General features: G+C 67.7%; 17 protein-coding genes. 9 read left to right on the forward strand and 8 right to left on the reverse strand.

Annotated elements, in window-relative coordinates:
* Positions 1-47: 47 nt before the first annotated feature.
* A complete protein-coding gene (locus ACW17Y_RS03150; RefSeq protein ID WP_492037333.1) occupies positions 48-1238 on the forward strand; it encodes a TMEM43 family protein in 1191 nt (396 codons plus the stop codon).
* A gap of 66 nt (positions 1239-1304) precedes the next feature.
* Positions 1305-2813 (forward strand): UxaA family hydrolase, encoded by a 1509-nt coding sequence (locus ACW17Y_RS03155; protein ID WP_492037334.1) that lies wholly within the window; start codon positions 1305-1307, stop codon positions 2811-2813.
* 3 nt (positions 2814-2816) lie between these two features.
* Here ACW17Y_RS03155 and ACW17Y_RS03160 read toward each other — a convergent pair whose 3' ends face one another.
* Complete coding sequence (locus ACW17Y_RS03160; protein WP_492037335.1) at positions 2817-3248, reverse strand: c-type cytochrome; 432 nt, start codon at positions 3246-3248, stop codon at positions 2817-2819.
* 126 nt (positions 3249-3374) lie between these two features.
* Between ACW17Y_RS03160 and ACW17Y_RS03165 the strand changes: the two genes are divergently transcribed.
* Both ACW17Y_RS03165 and pyk read left to right on the forward strand, forming a co-directional pair.
* On the forward strand, positions 3375-5150 hold the full coding sequence (locus ACW17Y_RS03165) for an alkaline phosphatase family protein (protein WP_492037336.1): 1776 nt from the start codon (positions 3375-3377) through the stop codon (positions 5148-5150).
* 119 nt (positions 5151-5269) lie between these two features.
* Positions 5270-6703, forward strand: a complete 1434-nt coding sequence (pyk, locus tag ACW17Y_RS03170; RefSeq protein WP_492037337.1) for a pyruvate kinase — start codon at positions 5270-5272, stop codon at positions 6701-6703.
* 3 nt (positions 6704-6706) lie between these two features.
* Here the strand turns inward: pyk and ACW17Y_RS03175 are convergent, their stop codons facing one another.
* On the reverse strand, positions 6707-8119 hold the full coding sequence (locus ACW17Y_RS03175; RefSeq protein WP_492037338.1) for a tetratricopeptide repeat protein: 1413 nt from the start codon (positions 8117-8119) through the stop codon (positions 6707-6709).
* A gap of 128 nt (positions 8120-8247) precedes the next feature.
* On the opposite strand from ACW17Y_RS03175, the gene ACW17Y_RS03180 reads away from it, so the two are divergent.
* Complete coding sequence (locus ACW17Y_RS03180; RefSeq protein WP_492037339.1) at positions 8248-9282, forward strand: DNA adenine methylase; 1035 nt, start codon at positions 8248-8250, stop codon at positions 9280-9282.
* 56 nt (positions 9283-9338) lie between these two features.
* Entirely contained in the window at positions 9339-9611 is a 273-nt protein-coding gene (locus ACW17Y_RS03185; RefSeq protein ID WP_492037340.1) for a hypothetical protein, read from the forward strand.
* Here ACW17Y_RS03185 and rnhB read toward each other — a convergent pair.
* The 5 genes from rnhB to ygfZ all read right to left on the reverse strand — a co-directional run bounded on the left by rnhB (position 9608) and on the right by ygfZ (position 13255).
* A complete protein-coding gene (rnhB, locus tag ACW17Y_RS03190; RefSeq protein WP_492037341.1) occupies positions 9608-10318 on the reverse strand; it encodes a ribonuclease HII in 711 nt (236 codons plus the stop codon). The two genes, ACW17Y_RS03185 and rnhB, sit on opposite strands and share 4 nt — an antisense overlap.
* 91 nt (positions 10319-10409) lie before the next feature.
* Entirely contained in the window at positions 10410-10994 is a 585-nt protein-coding gene (locus tag ACW17Y_RS03195; protein ID WP_492037342.1) for a DNA-3-methyladenine glycosylase I, read from the reverse strand.
* Positions 10991-11236, reverse strand: coding sequence for a hypothetical protein (locus ACW17Y_RS03200; RefSeq protein ID WP_492037343.1), 246 nt, complete (start codon positions 11234-11236; stop codon positions 10991-10993). The genes ACW17Y_RS03195 and ACW17Y_RS03200 overlap by 4 nt, the downstream gene beginning before the upstream one ends.
* A gap of 114 nt (positions 11237-11350) precedes the next feature.
* Positions 11351-12328: a ferritin-like domain-containing protein gene (locus tag ACW17Y_RS03205; RefSeq protein ID WP_492037344.1), complete on the reverse strand. Its 978-nt coding sequence runs from the start codon at positions 12326-12328 to the stop codon at positions 11351-11353.
* Between the two features lie 144 nt (positions 12329-12472).
* The gene (gene ygfZ / locus ACW17Y_RS03210; protein ID WP_492037345.1) at positions 12473-13255 is read right to left on the reverse strand and encodes a CAF17-like 4Fe-4S cluster assembly/insertion protein YgfZ; all 783 of its coding nucleotides are present in this window, start codon (positions 13253-13255) and stop codon (positions 12473-12475) included.
* 83 nt (positions 13256-13338) lie between these two features.
* Between ygfZ and ACW17Y_RS03215 the strand changes: the two genes are divergently transcribed.
* Together ACW17Y_RS03215 and ACW17Y_RS03220 are read left to right on the forward strand one after the other, a co-directional pair.
* A complete protein-coding gene (locus tag ACW17Y_RS03215; protein ID WP_492037346.1) occupies positions 13339-14328 on the forward strand; it encodes a glycosyltransferase family 9 protein in 990 nt (329 codons plus the stop codon).
* Between the two features lie 123 nt (positions 14329-14451).
* Positions 14452-15786, forward strand: coding sequence for a dihydroorotase (locus ACW17Y_RS03220; RefSeq protein WP_492037347.1), 1335 nt, complete (start codon positions 14452-14454; stop codon positions 15784-15786).
* Here ACW17Y_RS03220 and ACW17Y_RS03225 read toward each other — a convergent pair.
* Positions 15783-16163 (reverse strand): HesB/IscA family protein, encoded by a 381-nt coding sequence (locus tag ACW17Y_RS03225; RefSeq protein ID WP_492037348.1) that lies wholly within the window; start codon positions 16161-16163, stop codon positions 15783-15785. The genes ACW17Y_RS03220 and ACW17Y_RS03225 overlap by 4 nt on opposite strands.
* Before the next feature lie 62 nt (positions 16164-16225).
* Between ACW17Y_RS03225 and ACW17Y_RS03230 the strand changes: the two genes are divergently transcribed.
* Positions 16226-17407: a deoxyguanosinetriphosphate triphosphohydrolase gene (locus ACW17Y_RS03230; protein ID WP_492037349.1), complete on the forward strand. Its 1182-nt coding sequence runs from the start codon at positions 16226-16228 to the stop codon at positions 17405-17407.
* The last annotated feature ends 27 nt before the right edge of the window (positions 17408-17434 follow it).

Here is a 17434-nt window from a genome sequence, read left to right on the forward strand (position 1 = left end):
CGCGCCTTACGGTCGGGATTCGACCGCATTGCTCGTGGGGGGCGCACATGCCGGATCAAGTCACAGTCACCACCAACAAGGGCTGGTTCAGCCGTATCGGCGGAGCCTTCGCCGGCGTTCTGGTCGGCATCGTCCTGATCTTCGCCTGCATCTGGGGCCTGGCCTGGAACGAGGGCAACGCCGTCAAGGTCGCGCGCGGCCTGACCGAGGGCGCCGGCGCGGTGATCGAGGCGCCCGTCTCGCCGATCGATCCCGCCAACGACCAGGCGCTGGTCCACGTCTCGGGCCAGGTCGCGGTGACCGCGCCGCTGGAGGACAATGAGTTCGGCGTCTCCGCGACCGGCGTGAGGCTGTCGCGCACAGCCGAAATGTACCAGTGGCAGGAGGAGTCGAAATCGGAGAGCCGCACCAAGCTGGGCGGCGGCGAAGAGACCGTCACCACCTATACCTACAGCAAGGTCTGGTCCTCGGCCGCGATCGATTCCAGCGCCTTCAACACCCCGGCCGGTCACGAAAACCCGGAAATGCCGATCGAGAGCGCGGATATCTATGCGACCGACGCGACGCTGGGCGACTACCGGCTGGAAGAGAATGTCCTCAGCCAGGTGGGCGGCGCCCAGGCCCTGAATTTGACGGAACAGACCGACGCCATCGACGCAGCCGCCGGCGAGGCGTCCAGCCATACGGTGTCGCAAGGTACGATCTTCTTCGGTGAGAACGCACAGACGCCCGTCATCGGCGACACCCGCGTCTCCTACGAGGTCACCCCGGCGTCGGAGATCAGCGTCGTCGCCCGACAGAACGGCGACAACTTCCTCGACTACCGGGCCCGCAATGGCTCGGAGTTTCTCCTGGTCGCGGACGGCGACGTGCCCGCCGGCGACATGTTCCAGTCGGCCCAGGACGCCAACAACATGATCGCCTGGATCATCCGCGTCGTCGGCATGATCCTTCTGATGGTCGGCTTTGGTCTGATCCTCGCGCCGTTCGGGGTGCTGGCCGATGTCCTGCCGCTGGCCGGAACGATCGTCCGGATGGGCACGGGCCTGATCGGCTTCGTCCTGGGTCTGATCGTCGGCACGGTGACCATCGCCCTGGCCTGGCTGGCCTTCCGCCCGATCACCACGATCATCATCCTGGCCATCGGCGGCGCCATCGCCTTCGCCGTCTACCGGTTCGGCCGCGGCCGTTCGAAGAAGAAACTGGCGGCGGAAGCCGCAGCCGCACCTGCGGCCTGACGTTTCCAACCCCTGACGTGTCCCCCTCCTGACGTTTGGTTGGGGGCATGCTAGGCGGGGAGGACCATGTCCTCCCCGTCCATTCTTCGCCTTCATCCTGACGACGATGTCGCCGTCGCCGTCCGTCTCCTGACCGCTGGAGAGACCGTCGATGGCGTCACCGCCACGACTGACGTCCCCGCCGGCCACAAGATCGCGCTCAAGCCCGTCGCCGTCGGCGGGCAGGTCCGCAAGTACGGCCAGGTCATCGGCGCGGCGACTGCCGCCATCGCGCCCGGCGACTGGGTCCACGTCCACAACCTCGGCATCGGCGATATTTCGGCCCGCGCTGACACCGGTGTCGTCGCGGGCGTGTCTGCCGCGCCGGCAGAGCCCCGCACCTTCGACGGCTACCTCCGCGCCGACGGCCGGGTGGGGACGCGCAACTATCTCGCGGTGGTCACCTCGGTGAACTGTTCGGCCATGGTCGCGCGCCGCATAGCCCGCGAGGTCGAGGCGCGGCTCGGCGAAAGCCATCCGCATATCGACGGCGTCGTCGCCATCACCCATGGCTCGGGCTGCGGCATGGCGTCGGAGGGCGAGGCGATGGACATGCTGCGCCGGACCCTGTCGGGCTATGCGCGCCATCCCAATGTCGCGGGCGTCCTGATGCTGGGCCTCGGCTGCGAGACCAACCAGATCTCCGGCCTGATGGAGGCCGAAGGGATGACCGGCTCGGCCGATCTCGGCGTCATGGCGATCCAGGACGAGGGCGGCGCCGTCTCCACCATCCAGCGCGGCGTCGACCGCCTGATGGAGATGGCCGATCGCGCCGGATCCCTGACCCGCACGCCCCAGCCGGTGTCGAAACTGGTCGTGGGTCTCCAGTGCGGTGGATCGGACGGCTATTCCGGTATGACGGCCAACCCGGCGCTCGGCCGAGCCGTCGACCTGATCGTCGCCCAGGGCGGCACGGCTATCCTGTCGGAGACGCCCGAGATCTACGGCGCCGAACACTTGCTGACCGGCCGCGCCTCGCCCGAGGTTTCGGCCAAGCTCATGAGCCGCATCGCCTGGTGGGAGCGTCACGTCGAGACCACCGGCGGCTCGCTCGACAACAACCCTTCGGCCGGCAACAAGGCCGGCGGCCTGACGACCATTCTGGAGAAGTCGCTCGGCGCCGTGGCCAAGGCCGGCTCCGCGCCCCTGTCTGCCGTCTACGAATACGCCGAGCCGGTGACGGCCCACGGCCTCGTCTTCATGGACACGCCCGGCTACGACCCCGTTTCGGCCACCGGCCAGATCGCGGGCGGGGCGACGATGATCTGCTTCACCACGGGTCGCGGCTCCGTCTTCGGGGCCAAGCCGGCCCCCAGTCTGAAGCTGGCGACCAACTCGGCGCTCGCCCGCCGCATGCCCGACGACATCGACATCGACTGCGGCCGGGTGCTGGACGAGGGGATGTCACTGGACGCCCTCGGCGCCGAGATCTTCGAGACCGTCCTCGCCACCGCCTCCGGCAAGGTCACAGCCTCCGAAGCGCTCGGCTTCGGCGAAGACGAGATCCAGCCCTGGCGCCTCGGCGCGACGATGTAGGTTTCAGTCGGCCTGCGTCTTCAGGTACGCGATGATGTCGGCCCGGCGCTGGCCATCCTTGATGCCCGGGAAGGTCATCTTGGTGCCGACGATGTGCTCGCGCGGTTTTTCCAGGAAGTCATACAGCCGCTGTTCGTCCCAGACGCCGCCCGCCGCCGCCATGGCGGTGCTGTAGCGATAGTCCGCCACCGTCCCGACCGGTCGGCCGACGATGGCGTGCAGGCTCGGCCCAACCCGGTTCACCCCGGCCTCGACAGTATGGCAACTGCGGCACTGGCCGAAGCCCATCCGTCCCGCCTCGGCATCGCCCGTCAACTGGGTCACGTCGGCGACCTGGACCACGGGCGCCTCGGCCTTGTCCGGCCTCGGGGGCTCCCCGGAACAGGCCGCCAGCAGGCTCGCGCCCAGCGGGATCAGGACTTTCAGCATGGTCATGGAGGCCCTCGTTTCGTTCGCGACCTAGGCTTTGGCCAGCGCCCCTGTCAACGCGACGCGACGCCCGTCTTGGAGACGTAACCAAGGCGGTCTAAGCGGGGCGATCGCAACCTCTACGGTGTCCCGATGTCCCGACTGTCCGCTCCGCTCGCCCTGTCCCTTGCCGCGTCCCTGCTGTCGCCGCTGGCGGCGCAGGCTCAGGCCCCGGCATCCGCCGCGCGGGACGCGGTCCAGCCCCCGGCCCTCGTCGTGACCATCGTCATCGACCAGTTCAGCGCCAACCTGTTCAACCAGTATCGCGGCCGTTTCACCGGCGGCCTGCGCACCCTGATCGACGACGGTCTGGTGTACGCCAACGGTTTTCAGGCCCAGGGCATCACCAAGACCTGCCCGGGCCACGCCACGGTGCTCAGCGGCGCCTTCCCGACGACGGTCGGCATCCCGTCCAACGAATGGATCGATCCCACGACGGGGCTGGAAGTCTATTGTCTGGCCGCGCCGCAGAACACCCTGGCCGACGGCGGGGAGGGCGAGAATGGTCGCGTGGGCCCGGACAACATCCGCGTCACCCTGCTGCCCGACTGGCTCAAGGCAGTCAGCCCGCAGAGCCGGGTCTATGCCGTGTCCGGCAAGGACCGCGGCGCCATCACCCTGGCCGGCCACCATCCCGACGGCGCCTACTGGGTCCAGGAAGGATTCGGCCTGACGACCTATGTCGAACCGGGTCAGACGGCGGAGGCCCGCCTCGCGCCGGTGGCCGAGTTCAACGCCGCCTACCGCGCCCGCTACGCCGCTGACCCGGTCGGAAGCTGGACCTACCAGCACGACGTCTGCCGTCCACTGGCTGGTCAAAGCACACTCTACGACACGGTTCTGCGCGTCGACCTGCCGCCCGAACACTACAATCTCGAAGACTCGCCCGCCCTGGACGAGACCACGTTGGCGGCGGCGACCGACCTGCTGGAACGCCAGCAACTGGGCCGTCGCGGCGTGACCGACATGCTGGGCGTCAGCCTTTCGGGCACCGACAAGATCGGCCACGCCTACGGCACACAAGGCCCCGAGATGTGCGAGCAGATGCTGCGCATGGACGCGGCGCTCGGCGTTTTCCTCGACAAGGTCGCGGCCGTCCCGGGCGGCGCCGTCGTCGTGCTGACCGCCGACCACGGCGGGTCGGATTCTCCGGAGCGGATGGCCGAACGCGGCGCACCGGCGGGTCGCAACGACCGCACCCTGTTGCCGCGTATCAACGAGCGTCTGCAGGCCGAGTTCGGCCTGATGTACGCGCCCCTGCAGAACGGCCTTACCGGCCTGATCGTCGCCGACGCGAGCCATGTGCTGCTGCCCCGGTCCCGGCGGGACCCCATCATCGCCCGCGCGGTGGCTCTCCTGAATCAGGAACCGACGGTCAGCCTCGCCGTCGCCACCGACGAGCTTCTGGCCGATCCCCTGCCGGCCCGCGATGCCGAACCCGAGGTCCTGACCGTCCGGGATCGCCTGCGACTCAGCGTCGTGGCCGACTCCGGCGCCGACATCATGCTCGCCTACGGCCCCTATCTGACCGGCCACACCCGACCGGGCGGCGCGATCGCCAGCCACGGCTCCGTCTGGGACTACGACCGCCGCGTGCCGATCCTGTTCTGGCGTCCGAATGGGCCTGGTCAGGAGCGGTTCTGGCAGATCCGCACGGTCGACATCGCCCCGTCCCTGGCCAACCTGATGGGCCTCAAGCCCGCCGACACGATCGACGGTCGCTGCCTCGACCTGCGTGTCTATGGCGCAGGCGACTGTCCGGCCGAGCCGGCGTCCGCGCCCGCCCCGGCGCCGGCCGCCGAGGTCGCCGCGACGACCCCGCCGCGCCCGAACTTCTTCTCCCGCCTCGCACGCCGGCTCGGCTTCTGAGCCAAGGCGTCCCGTAACAGAGACTCACTTCTGGTTTCCCCGGACAGCGGCATCCTTCCCCCCGGCGCGTTTCGTGGCACAACAGCGTCAGGGAAACGCGACCGGCCAACGGGACAACCATGAACAGAGCACGCCGCGCGCGCATCGTCGCGACGCTGGGACCCGCAAGCCGGGCTCCCGGCATGGTCAAGGCTCTGGCCCAGGCCGGGGTGGATGTCTTCCGCCTGAACTTCTCCCACGGCTCGCATGAAGACCATGCCGCCAACCTGAAGGCCGTGCGCGGCGCCGAACTGGCGCTGAAGCGTCCACTGGGCGTCCTCGCCGACCTGCAGGGACCCAAGCTGCGCCTTGGCCGCTTCGCCGATGTCGAGATCTCGGTGAAGCCGGGGCACAGGATGCGCTTCGACCTGGACCCGACGCCCGGCGACGCGACGCGGGTTCAGATGCCGCATCCGGAAATCTTCAAGGCCCTGCGCGAAGGCATGCTGCTGCTGCTCGACGACGGCCGGGTCCGTCTGCGCGTCGGCAAGCGCACCGACGAATGGTGCGACGTGACGGTCGAGAGCGGCTCCAAACTGTCGGACCGCAAGGGCGTCGCCGTGCCCGAGGCCATCATCCCGGTCTCGGCCCTGACCCCCAAGGACCGCGAGGACCTGAACTTCGCCCTGCGGATCGGCGTCGACTGGGTCGCCCTGTCTTTCGTTCAGAAAGCGGAGGACATGGCCGAGCTGAAGCAGATCGTGAAGGGCCGCGCCGCCTGTCTGGCCAAGATCGAAAAGCCCCAGGCCCTCGACGCCCTCGAAAGCATTCTCGACTACTGCGACGGCGTGATGGTCGCGCGCGGCGATCTCGGCGTGGAAATGCCGGCCGAAGAAGTCCCTGTCGCCCAGAAGCGCATCGTCCGCGCCGCCCGCCAGCGCGGCATCCCGGTCATCGTGGCGACCCAGATGCTGGAATCGATGACCTCCTCACCCGCGCCCACACGCGCCGAGGCCTCCGACGTCGCCAATGCGGTCTATGAGGGCGCCGACGCCCTGATGCTGTCGGCCGAGACGGCGTCCGGCGACTATCCGCTGGAGTCCGTCGGCATCATGAACCGGATCATGGAACGTGTTGAAGCCGACCCCCTGTGGCCCAGCCTGATGGACGCCGAACACGCGGGCATGGACGATTTCGACGCCGACGCCCTGGTCGCCGCCGCCCGCAAGGCCGGCGAGGCCCAGTCGACCGCCTGCATCGTCGTCTTCACGACGCTGGGCGGCACCGCTCGCCGCATGTCGCGCGAACGGCCGCTCCAGCCCGTGCTTGCCCTGACGCCCAAGCCTGAGACCGCCCGCAGGCTCGCCCTCGTCTGGGGCCTCGAGCCGCGCCTCGGCAAGGAGCCGACCAGTCTGGAAGACGTCACCGACGACGCGGTCAACTCCGCCATGGAATACGGCCTCGCCGAACCGGGCCAGCGCATCCTGATCCTCGCCGGAACCCCGTTCGGGGCGCCCGGCGCCGCCAACCTTCTCCGCCTCGCCCACGCTCCGGCCAAGGGCAAGAAGCGCTAAACCCTAGCGGTTGGGGTTGTAGTAGTTATCGAACGTCTCGCGAGCCATGCACTCATGGTTCGCCTGGTTGTTGCGGTAGATGGTGCCGCAGACCTGACCGTTCCCCTGCTGGTTCTGGCTACTGGAATAGAGACCCCAGATCCGCGCCATGTTGGCCGCGTCGGCGGCGGCCTGTGAGCGTTCGCTCTCGATCGCCATCTGACGATTGGCGGCGTCACGGCCATCGAAATAGGCGTTCCGCTCTGCCTGCCACTGCCGCCAGATGGGTCCGGCCTCTGCCAATCCCGCCTCCTCGGCGCCCCGCATCATCGCGATGCCCCAGTCCGGGTTCCAGTCCATGTCTATGGCGTACCAGTTGAACTGACCCAGCACATACATGGCGTGAGGATGCTGCCTGTTCGCGGCCCGCTGGAAGTAACGCAGGGCTCTCGGTCGATCCATGGCCACGCCCTGGCCGGTGTAGAACATCTGGGCGAGGATGAAGTTGGCGTCTGCCAGGCCTTCTTCGGCGAGGGTCTCGAACGCACCGACCGCCAGGGAGGTTTGCCCGTTCGCCAGTGCGGCGGACGCCAGAATGTAGCGTTGCTCGGCGGGAAGGCTGGGCGGAAAGGCTATGCTCTGCGCCTCTCTCGCCATCAGCTCGGCATAGCCGAGGAAGCCGGTCCCCGCATTGCGGATGCTTTCGATGTTCTCACAAGCGAATGCGACCCCACCCTCGCAGGCGGTCAGATACTGACGGACGGCCAGACCGCCGTCTTGCGGGATCCCTCGGCCCATAAGGGCCATGTATCCTTCAAGAGCGCACGATTCCATGTCTCCCCGCCCGCAACCTATGCGGAAGCTGGTGACGGCGTTGCCCTCATTCTGTTGGGTGCCGCCCACGCCGTCGGCCCAGATCCGCCCTTCCATCCGGCAGCCTTCCCCGGCCCCGTGGATGCAGGCGAAGTTGAAATGGCCACGCGCCCGTTCGACATCGACAGCAATCCCGAGCCCGTCGCGCCGCATGTATCCCAGCGTCAGGCAGGAGACGGCATGGTCGCCATCGCAACCCCGCTCCAGATATTGAACCGCCATCGGCACATCGTGCGGAACGGCCTCCGAGAACCGAAGGATCACCGCCACATTGTTGCAGGCGAAAAAGGCCCCCCGATCGCAGGCATTGCGAGATATCCTCAGCGACTCGACGTCATTCTTGTCGACGCCGAAACCGTTGAGCAGGCGGTAGCCGTAAACACCGCATGCCTCCGGCTCGCCGCGGCCGTTACGGCACTCGCGTTCGACGCGCTGCGTTTCAGCGATCGCAGCGGGATCGGATGCCGAGTCCACGGCCTGCGCCGTGACCGGCCCGGCCGTGGCGAACAGAGCACTGAGCACTCCAAGGAGGAAGGTGGTTGTTCGGAGGCGCAACTGGTTCATGACCCTCTTCTTCGACCCGTCATGTTCCACTCGACAGCTCCCGCAAATCATCATCAAATTTGACGAGGCAGCGAGTCGGAAAGCGACGTTATCGCCGTCAGGATGTCGCAGAGGCGGCTCGAGCGTCCATGATCAAATACCTCGGCTCGAAACGGGCCCTGCTGGATCCGATCGCCGCCGCCGTCCGCAGCCTGCTGCCGGAGGGCGGCTATGTCTGCGACCTGTTCTCCGGCACCGCCCGCGTCGGTCATGCGCTGAAGGGGGAGGGGTTTCGCGTCTGGTCCAACGACCACAACGCCTACGCCCACGCCCTCGCGACCGCCTATGTCCAGGCCGACCGCGACGTCTGGGCTGACAAGGCCGCCGCCGTCCTCGCCGACCTCTCCGCTACGCCCGCATCACCCGGCTGGTTCACGCGGGCCTTCTGCGAGGACGCCCGCTATTTCACGCCGGAGAACGGCGCCCGCATCGACGCCATGCGCGACCGGATCGAGGTCATGGGGCTTGAGCCCGAACTCAAGGCTATCGCCCTCGTCAGCCTGATGGAGGCCGCCGACCGGGTCGATTCCACGGCAGGGCTACAGATGGCCTATATGAAGTCCTGGGCCGCGCGGGCGCTGAAGCCGCTCGAACTGCGGATGCCGTCGTTGCATCCCGCTGTCGCCTCCGGCCCCTGCCGCGCCACCCGGGCCGATGCGCTGGAGACGGCCGCAGCCTTCGACGGCGACCTCGTCTATCTCGACCCGCCCTACAACCAGCACTCCTACCTCGGGAACTACCATGTCTGGGAAAGCCTGATCCTGTGGGACCGGCCCGAGACCTACGGGATCGCCAACAAGCGGATCGATGTGAAGACCCGCAAGAGCGCCTTCAACTCCCGCCCCGGCATCGGCCCGGCGCTGCAGGCGGTGATCGAGGCGATCCGCGCCCCCAACCTGATCGTCTCGTTCAACGACGAGGGCTATCTGAGCCGCGATCAGCTGGTCGAAATGCTGTCCGCGCGCGGCCATGTGCAGGTGGTTGAAATCCCGCGCCCCCGCTACGTCGGCGCCCGGATCGGCATCCATAATCCCAAGGGCGAAAAGGTCGGGGCGGTGGGGCGTCTGCGCAACGTCGAATATCTGTTCGTGGTCACCGAACGGCCCTTCGCGCTCGCAGCTTGACCATTCGGGGAACGAGGGTCTCACTGCGTCGTTAAGGCGGCATGGAAGAGATGATCGTGACCCAAGGCCAAGGCTATCGCACGCGTCCGGGCGCCGTTCGCGACGCCGTGACCGCTTGGCAGACCGCCGCCTGGCGCGCGCCCTCCGCCACCCGGTTCGACAGCCGTCCGGCCAACGACTTCCTGTCCCGCGCTGACGCCATCGCGCCCCGCACCTACGACGTCCGACCGGGCGAAACGGAAGAGTTGCCGCGCTGGATCGTCATCGCTATCGGCTGCGTCGTCGCGGCCCTGCTCGGCGCCCTGCTGGGCGGGATGATGAGCGTCTAGGCTTCCAGCAGCGCCTTGATCGGCGACCAGCTGCGCCGGTGGATGGCGCAGGGTCCCATCGCCTTCAGCGCCGCCTGATGGATCGGGGCATTGTAGCCCTTGTGCGAGGCGAAGCCGTAGCCGGGGTATTCGGCGTCCATCTCGATCATGATCCTGTCCCGCGCCGTCTTGGCCAGGATCGATGCCGCCGCGATCGACAGCGACAGGGCGTCGCCCCCCACCGCCGTCTCCACATCACAGGGCAGTTTGAACCGGTAGTTGCCATCCACCAGCGCCGCCTTCGGCTGCACGCTCATCGCCTCGATCGCCCGGCACATGGCAAGACCCGTCGCCTGCAGGATGTTCAGGTCCTCGATCTCCTCAGGCGAAGCGAACCCGACGCCCCATGCCACGGCGCAGCGTTTGATCTCTATCGCCAGGGCGTCGCGCCGGGCGGCCGTCAGGGCCTTGGAGTCGTCGATGCCTTCGGGAATGTTGTCGGCGCTCAGGATAACCGCGCCCGCCGACACCGGCCCCGCCCATGGCCCGCGCCCCGCCTCGTCCACACCGCACACCAGCCCGCCGACCCGCTGGGCCAGCAGGGTCTCGAGCGCCAGTGTCGGGAAGGCTTTCGGGTTTTTCCTGGCTGTCTTCACTTTTTCACCGTGCACCCCGGCGAAGGCCGGGGTCCAGATGGCGAATGCAGACCTCCGAGCAGCACGGACCATCGCTCGATCCCTGCTGACGGTGACCGTGATCTGGACCCCGGCCTTCGCCGGGGTGCACGGTGGGAGGTAAGCCTATGCGGATCGGGAAGTGTCACGACGCGCCCATAGCCCGGACGTCCTCGCAGCGGAAGCATCCGGCGACATGGTCGTTGACCATTCCGGTCGCCTGCATGAAGGCATAGACGATCACCGGGCCGCAGAAGTTGAAGCCCCGCTTCTTCAGCGCTTTGGCCATGGCGACGGAGGCCTCGGTCTGGGTCGGAATGTCGCCGCCGACCCGCTCGCCCTGCACCGGCTTTCCGTCCACGAACGACCACAGCCAGGCGGAGAAATCCTCGCCGTTGTCGCGCATCTCGACGAAGATCTGCGCGCCCCGGATCGCCGCCTCGATCTTGGCCCGCGAGCGGATGATGCCGGGATCGGCCATCAGCCTCGCCCGGTCCGCGTCGTCGAACTTCGCCACCATATCGGGATCGAACCCGGCGAAGGCGGCCCTCAGGCTGTCGCGCTTTCTCAGGATGGTGATCCACGCCAGCCCGGCCTGGAACCCGTCCAGCACCAGCTTCTCCCACAGGGCGCGGGCGTCATACTCAGGCACGCCCCATTCGGTGTCGTGATACTCGACATAGAGCGGGTCGGTCCCGCACCAGGCGCAACGTCCGACCGGGTCGTTCATTGATGCTCGGCCGCGACGGCCTCGACCACCGCGATCGCTCCGTCCGCCTGATCCGCCTCCGTCTTCGCCGTCTCGAAGTCACGGCGGGTTCCGGTGCGCTCGGCGGTCGCAAATGCCGCCTGCGCCTCGGCCGCCTCCATGCGCGCCTTATCGACCGCCGCCCTGTGCATGTCGGAAGCGGAGGTGTCGGTCTGATCTCGCCCGCATGCCGTGACCAAGACGCACGCCAGAAACAGCAGCATCAATCGTGTCATTTCCGCTCCGTCCGCGATTCGCTTCAGCCTAACTCTGCGCCCCGGACAAGCGAAACCCCGCCTGCGTTTCCGCAGGCGGGGCTCCCTTGATCGTGCCAGTAATCAGGTGGTGCGGAAACCGGCCGGACCGTTCAGGCCGGCGGGGAAGAAGCCGCCGCTGGTCTGGCCTGAGCCCGGCTTGAGATAAACGATGTTCAGGCCCTGTTGCACGGTGCGGCTGAAGGCCAGGGCGTTGGCATCGCCCGGGAAGATGTTCGACGCCTGCGCATTGCCTGCTCCTGTCGCGGTGATGCCCTGATCCAGGTCGGTCGCGCCGTCGAGGCTGTCGCGAGCGTTGGAGATCGCCAGAACCGGCGTCTCAAGCCCCTTGGCGGTCAGCACCGTGCGAACCAGCCCGGCATGGTAGGCCTCGGCGGCCAGCAGGCCGGCTGCGGCCTCCAGGAACACCTTCGAGGTGACCAGCGGCGAAGCGCCCTTGTACAGGGTCACGCCGACGTCCTCGAAAATGAAGGCGCCAAGCAGGAAGTTGTTGTCGTTCAGGTACGGGTCGAAGGCCTGACCCGGCCCGACCAGGCCTGCGGCGCGCGCGGCGCTGGAGAAGGCGCCGTTGGGATCGGTTCCGCCGACGTCGATTGCTGGCTGGGCCACGGCCGCATTGCCGAGCGCGGTGCGCAGGAAGTTAACGTGCGCCACTTCATCGGCCGCGATCTCGTTGGCGTAACGGCGAACGAGGGGGTCGGAGAAGGCGACCTGACGTCCGCCGATGACCGCGCCTTGCGTCCCCGTGCCGCTCAGAGAGCTCTGCGGCAGGCCGGTCCCGAAGGCGGCGAAGGAGTAGAATTGGGCCTCAAGATACTCGAGCTGGAGCGCGAAATTCAGGATCTCGACATCCAGATTGGGCGCGCCGGCGGGCGGGTTCTGAGCCACAGCAGTGTCGCTGGAGCTGGAGCAGGCGCCCAGGACCGCGCCGCCCACGGCGCCGACAGCGAAGCCGCCGCCCCATTTGAAGAAGTTGCGCCGCTCGTTGCGCCGCTCCACCCGCTGGTCGAGGGCGTCGATAATGAGGTCTGTTTTTGACATCCGAAAATCCTGCGTCGATGAGCCCGTTCCGCAGGGAGATACTCCCGAACCACCTGCACGGTTGCGCGAGACGCCGGACTTTTGCCCAGAATTTTCCGCTATTTAGCGCCTGCTAACTGTTTCAGCCGAGGCTGAATACGAACGTCACGCTGGACAGTAAGCTGGACGGTTGATCGTGGCCGGCCGGCCGTCGACCGTCAGATTTCCGTCCAGCCGATCCAGCCGCACCAAGGCCATCGCCGCGCCGTCGCGACCGGTCAGGATCTCTCCCGCACGCAATTCGCCGTTCAGCACCTCCGTCCCGACCGTCGGCGCCGGACCGTCGAAGGTCAGCGGCAGCATCCGCTTCTTGATCTCGCCCCGCCGCTTCATGCGCGATGTCGTCTCCTGACCAACAAAACAGCCCTTGGCGAAGTCGATGCCGTTGAGCAGGTCGAAGTTGGCCTCGATCGGATAGGTGCCGTCATCGACATCTCGCGTCGGATCGGGAACTCCGACCGCCAGTCGGTGCGCGTTCCAGTCGTCCTCTGTCGCGGTCGCTTTCTGCTCGCCGATCGACCTTCCGCCGAGCTCTTCCGTGCGCGGGTCGGCGATGAAGCCCTCGGCGACGCCGGGCCAGCTGACGGATACAGGCCGGTCGTCCGCAGCGACTTCGACCCTGGCCCGGAGTTTGTACATCGACAGCCGCTGGATCAGGCCGTCGCGCTTCTCCGCCGCGACGTCCAGCACCACGCCGTCTTCCTCGCCCCACAGGAACAGGTCGAACAACAACCGCCCCGGCGGCGACAGCAGGGCGCCGAACCGCAGCGCGCCCGACGCCAGCGTCTCCACGTCCTGGGTCAGCAGGTTGTGCAGGAACGGTTTCGCGTCCGGTCCGCTCACCTTCACCAAGGAGCGACTGTCGAGGCGGGTGGTGCGTTCGGTCATACGCATCAGATAGGGCGCGAAGGCCAGAAAGGGGAGGGGAACGCCTCACACCCGCCACGAGAGAATCCGTATACGGTGCGCCAATGACTGCCCGCTTTCCCATTCTCTACATCGCCGAGGCTGACGCCGAAGCCGCAGTTCTGTCCTCCGGCGCGCTCGCGCACCTCGTCGAGGCCGTGCCTCACGCCGACTTCACCATCGTCGGCTCCGCCGCCTCCGCCCCCCTGTTCGCCGACACCCCGCGTCTGCGTCGCCTGATCGTTCTGGACAAGACCGGCCGCTGGGACTGGATCGCCCTGTGGAACCAGGTGCGCGAGACCAAATGGGGTCTTGTCGTTGATATGCGCGGCACAAAATTCTCCGAGCGTCTGCGTCGCCAGAGGCGGGCCGTGCGCGGTACGGACCTGCCCGGCCTGCATGCCGTCGAACAGGCGGCACGCATCCTGCAACTCGACGTCGTCCCTGCGCCCCGCCTGTTCTTCAGCGAGGAGACACTGGCCGCCGCCGACGCCCTGATTGGCGCGGACACAGGCCCGCTGCTGGCGGTCGGTCCCGGCGCCGACTGGATCGGCAAGCGCTGGCCCGCCGAACGGTTCGCCAAGGTAGCGGGCCCGCTTCTGGCCGAAGGCGGTCCGCTTGCGGGCGGCCGACTGATGATCCTCGGCGAGGACGCCGACCGCGACGCCGCCCACACCATCCGCCTTGCCGTGCCGCGCAACCGCGTCATTGAACTCCAGGGCAAGCTGACCCGGATCCAGACCGCCGCCGCGATTTCGCGCGCCTCTCTGTATGTCGGCAACGACTCGCTCTGGACCCAACTGGCGGTGGCGGCAGGTGTCCCGACAGTCGGCGTCTTCGGCCCTTCAGATGACAGTCTGGTCGGCCCCTGGCAGGGAGTCTCCATCCGCGGCGAGCGCTCGCTGGAGGAGTTCAAGGCTGTCGATCCGCGTCTGAACCAGGCCATCCACCACATGCTCGGCCTGCCCGCCGACCGGGTCCTGCGCGCCGCACGCGGCCTGCTGGCGAAAAAAGTGACGCCTGCGAATGAGGCGCCCCAAATTCCTGACCTATAATAGAGAACGCGTTCGCTCCGGACCGGACTCTGTGGACTATCTGGACTCCGTTTTTCCGGGGTCCGGAAAGGCGGGTGAACGGGACTCAGTGGACTATCCAGACTCCAATTTCGGACGGCCTCGATGACCCAGACCTTTGACCTGATCGTCCGTGGCGGCGAGGTCGCGAACCACTCCGGCCGCGGCATGGCCGATGTCGGCGTCCGTGACGGCAGGATCGCCTTCATCGGCGACCTGGGTCAGGCCTCGGCCGGCGAAGTGGTGGATGCCTCCGGCCTGACGGTCATTCCCGGCATCATCGACACACAGGTCCACTTCCGCGAGCCGGGCCTGGAGTGGAAGGAAGATCTGGAAACCGGCTCCCGCGCCGCAGCCCTTGGCGGCGTCGTCGCCGTGTTCGAGATGCCGAACACCAATCCGAACACCACCGACCCGGCGACGCTGGAGGACAAGCTCAACCGCGCCCGCGACCGGATGTGGACCGATCACGCCTTCTACATCGGCGGCACCCACGGCAATGCGGCCCACCTCGGCGAGCTGGAGCGCCTGCCCGGCTGCTGCGGGGTCAAGGTCTTCATGGGCGCCTCGACCGGCGACCTGCTGATCGCCGATGACGACGGGGTGCGCGAGGTCCTTTCCAACGTCTCCCGCCGCGCCACCTTCCACTCCGAGGACGAGTACCGTCTGGCCGAGCGTCGCGAACTGGCCCGCACCGGCGACTGGACCAGCCACACCGACGTCCGCGACGCCGAGAGCGCCATCATGTCCACCCGCCGGCTGGTCCGGCTGGCGCGCGAGGTCGGCAAGCGGATCCACGTCCTGCACGTCTCAACGGCCGAGGAGATCGAATTCCTCGCCGACCACCGCGACATCGCCTCGGTCGAGACCACGCCCCAGCACCTGACCCTGGACGGCGACGAGGCCTATGCGCGGCTCAAGGGCTACGCCCAGATGAACCCGCCGATCCGCAACCGTCCCCACATCGAGGGCCTGTGGCGCGGCATCCAGCAGGGGGTCGTCGATGTCCTCGGCTCAGACCACGCACCCCATACGAAGGAGGAGAAGGCCAAACCCTATCCGGCCTCGCCCTCGGGCATGCCGGGCGTCCAGACCCTGGCGGCCGTCATGCTGACCCATGTCGCCGAGGGCCGCCTTTCGCTGGAGCGGTTCATCGACCTGACCTCGGCCGGCGCCCAGCGTATCTTCAATATCGCGAACAAGGGCCGGATGGCCGAAGGCTGGGACGCCGACCTGACCCTGATCGACCTGAAGGCGACGCGAACCATCCGTCACGAGGATCAGGCCAGCCGCTGCGGCTGGACCCCTTTCGACGGGTTCGAGGCAAGGGGCTGGCCCATGGCGACCATCGTCCGCGGCCGGGTCGTCATGTCCGACGGCGAACTGATCGGCGCGGCCCACGGCCGCCCGGTCCGCTTCCAGGAGACGCTGCAGATCTAGAGGATCGAGAAGCTGACGCCGCAGCCGCAGCTGGTCGCCGCGTTCGGGTTGCGAATCACGAACTGGGCGCCCGCCAGTTCATCGATCCAGACGATCTCCGAGCCCTTCAGGAACGGCACGGAAATGGGGTCCACCAGCGCCGCCTGGCCGTCGGTCTCGATGCGCAGGTCGTCTGCCTCGCCCGTCTCGACCAGATCCATCCGGTACTGGAAGCCGGAACAGCCGCCGCCGTCGACCGCTACCCGCAACAGGACGGGGTGGCCCTCGGCCTCCGCCAGCCGGGCCAGTCGCCGGGCCGCGCTCTCGGCCAGCACGATGCCCTCGGGCGAGCGCCGGGCGATCTTCAGTTCAAGCGGGGCCGGTTGGACGGTGGTCATGCCTGTCTATATGAGGCTGCAAGGGCCCGTTCGCAAAGGCCGCCCATGAGAAGTCCTCGCGTTTGAGCCAGACCGACGCCCGCGCCCCCTATGCCGAACTGGCCGCCAACTCGCGTGGACGCCTGGTTCCCGAGGCGCCGAGCCGTACCCGCAACGCCTTCGCCCGCGACCGCGACCGGATCATCCACACCACCGCCTTCCGCCGCCTGAAGGGCAAGACCCAGGTCTTCGTGGCCCATGAGGGCGACCACTATCGCACCCGCCTGACCCATTCGCTGGAGGTCAGCCAGATCGCCCGATCCCTGGCCCACGCCCTGCGGCTGGACGGCGAACTGGCCGAGACGGTCGCCCTGGCCCACGACCTGGGCCACCCGCCCTTCGGCCATGCCGGCGAGGACGAACTGCAGAGCCGGATGGAGCCTTGGGGCGGCTTCGACCACAACGTTCAGACCTTCCGTGTCGTGACCCGGCTTGAGACTCGCTATCCGGCCTTCGACGGCCTGAACCTGACCTGGGAAACCATTGAGGGGGTGGTCAAGCACAACGGCCCGGTCGCGCACATGCTGGATCAGCCCGCATGGCGCGCCATCGCCGACTTCGCGCCGGGCTGGGATCTGCGGCTCGACAGCTTCGCCTCGCTGGAGGCCCAGTCCGCCGCCATCGCCGACGACATCGCCTACAACAACCACGACGTCGATGACGGGGTGCAGGCTGGCCTCTTCACCCTCGCCGACCTCGCCGACGTGCCCCTGATCGGCCCGGTCCTGCATCAGACGCGTCGCGACTGGCCCGACCTGAACGAGCGGATGACCCGGCTGGAAGCCGTGCGGCGCATGATCGGCGTCATGGTCGAAGACGTGCTGGCCGAGACCGGGCGCCGGCTGGCCGACGACGGCATCGGCTCGGTCGAAGACGTCCGCACCGCTCGCCGGACCCTGATCCAGTTCTCCGACGCTATGCAGGCCGACCTGGGGCTCCTGCGCAAGTTCCTGTTCGAGCGGATGTACCGCCACTACCGGGTCAACCGCACCCGCAGCCAGGCGCGGCGTATCCTGGCCGACATGTTCCAGCTGTTCATGGCCGAGCCGGAGGTCATGCCGACCGAATGGGGCGTGCTCGCCGCGACTTCGGATCAACACAAGCGAGCCCGTGCCGTGTGCGACTATATCGCCGGCATGACCGACCGCTATGCGATCGAGGAACACAGGAAGCTGTTCAACCTCGACCTCGCTCTCGATCTGTGATTCGAAAGAGGCGCTGCGGGGGTTAGA

This window comes from Brevundimonas sp. AVps7 (assembly GCF_058681545.1).

Bases quoted from the DNA above. Each gene is read 5' to 3' on its own strand.
- rnhB (WP_492037341.1), bottom strand. From the start codon at position 10,318: ATGGTCCGTGCTGCTCGGAGGTCTGCATTCGCCATCTGGACCCCGGCC.
- ACW17Y_RS03165 (WP_492037336.1), top strand. From the start codon at position 3,375: ATGTCCCGACTGTCCGCTCCGCTCGCCCTGTCCCTTGCCGCGTCCCTG.
- ACW17Y_RS03225 (WP_492037348.1), bottom strand. From the start codon at position 16,163: ATGACCACCGTCCAACCGGCCCCGCTTGAACTGAAGATCGCCCGGCGC.
- ACW17Y_RS03160 (WP_492037335.1), bottom strand. From the start codon at position 3,248: ATGACCATGCTGAAAGTCCTGATCCCGCTGGGCGCGAGCCTGCTGGCG.
- ACW17Y_RS03150 (WP_492037333.1), top strand. From the start codon at position 48: ATGCCGGATCAAGTCACAGTCACCACCAACAAGGGCTGGTTCAGCCGT.
- pyk (WP_492037337.1), top strand. From the start codon at position 5,270: ATGAACAGAGCACGCCGCGCGCGCATCGTCGCGACGCTGGGACCCGCA.
- ACW17Y_RS03155 (WP_492037334.1), top strand. From the start codon at position 1,305: ATGTCCTCCCCGTCCATTCTTCGCCTTCATCCTGACGACGATGTCGCC.
- ACW17Y_RS03195 (WP_492037342.1), bottom strand. From the start codon at position 10,994: ATGAACGACCCGGTCGGACGTTGCGCCTGGTGCGGGACCGACCCGCTC.
- ACW17Y_RS03200 (WP_492037343.1), bottom strand. From the start codon at position 11,236: ATGCTGCTGTTTCTGGCGTGCGTCTTGGTCACGGCATGCGGGCGAGAT.
- ACW17Y_RS03215 (WP_492037346.1), top strand. From the start codon at position 13,339: ATGACTGCCCGCTTTCCCATTCTCTACATCGCCGAGGCTGACGCCGAA.
- ACW17Y_RS03220 (WP_492037347.1), top strand. From the start codon at position 14,452: ATGACCCAGACCTTTGACCTGATCGTCCGTGGCGGCGAGGTCGCGAAC.
- ygfZ (WP_492037345.1), bottom strand. From the start codon at position 13,255: ATGACCGAACGCACCACCCGCCTCGACAGTCGCTCCTTGGTGAAGGTG.
- ACW17Y_RS03205 (WP_492037344.1), bottom strand. From the start codon at position 12,328: ATGTCAAAAACAGACCTCATTATCGACGCCCTCGACCAGCGGGTGGAG.
- ACW17Y_RS03175 (WP_492037338.1), bottom strand. From the start codon at position 8,119: ATGAACCAGTTGCGCCTCCGAACAACCACCTTCCTCCTTGGAGTGCTC.
- ACW17Y_RS03180 (WP_492037339.1), top strand. From the start codon at position 8,248: ATGATCAAATACCTCGGCTCGAAACGGGCCCTGCTGGATCCGATCGCC.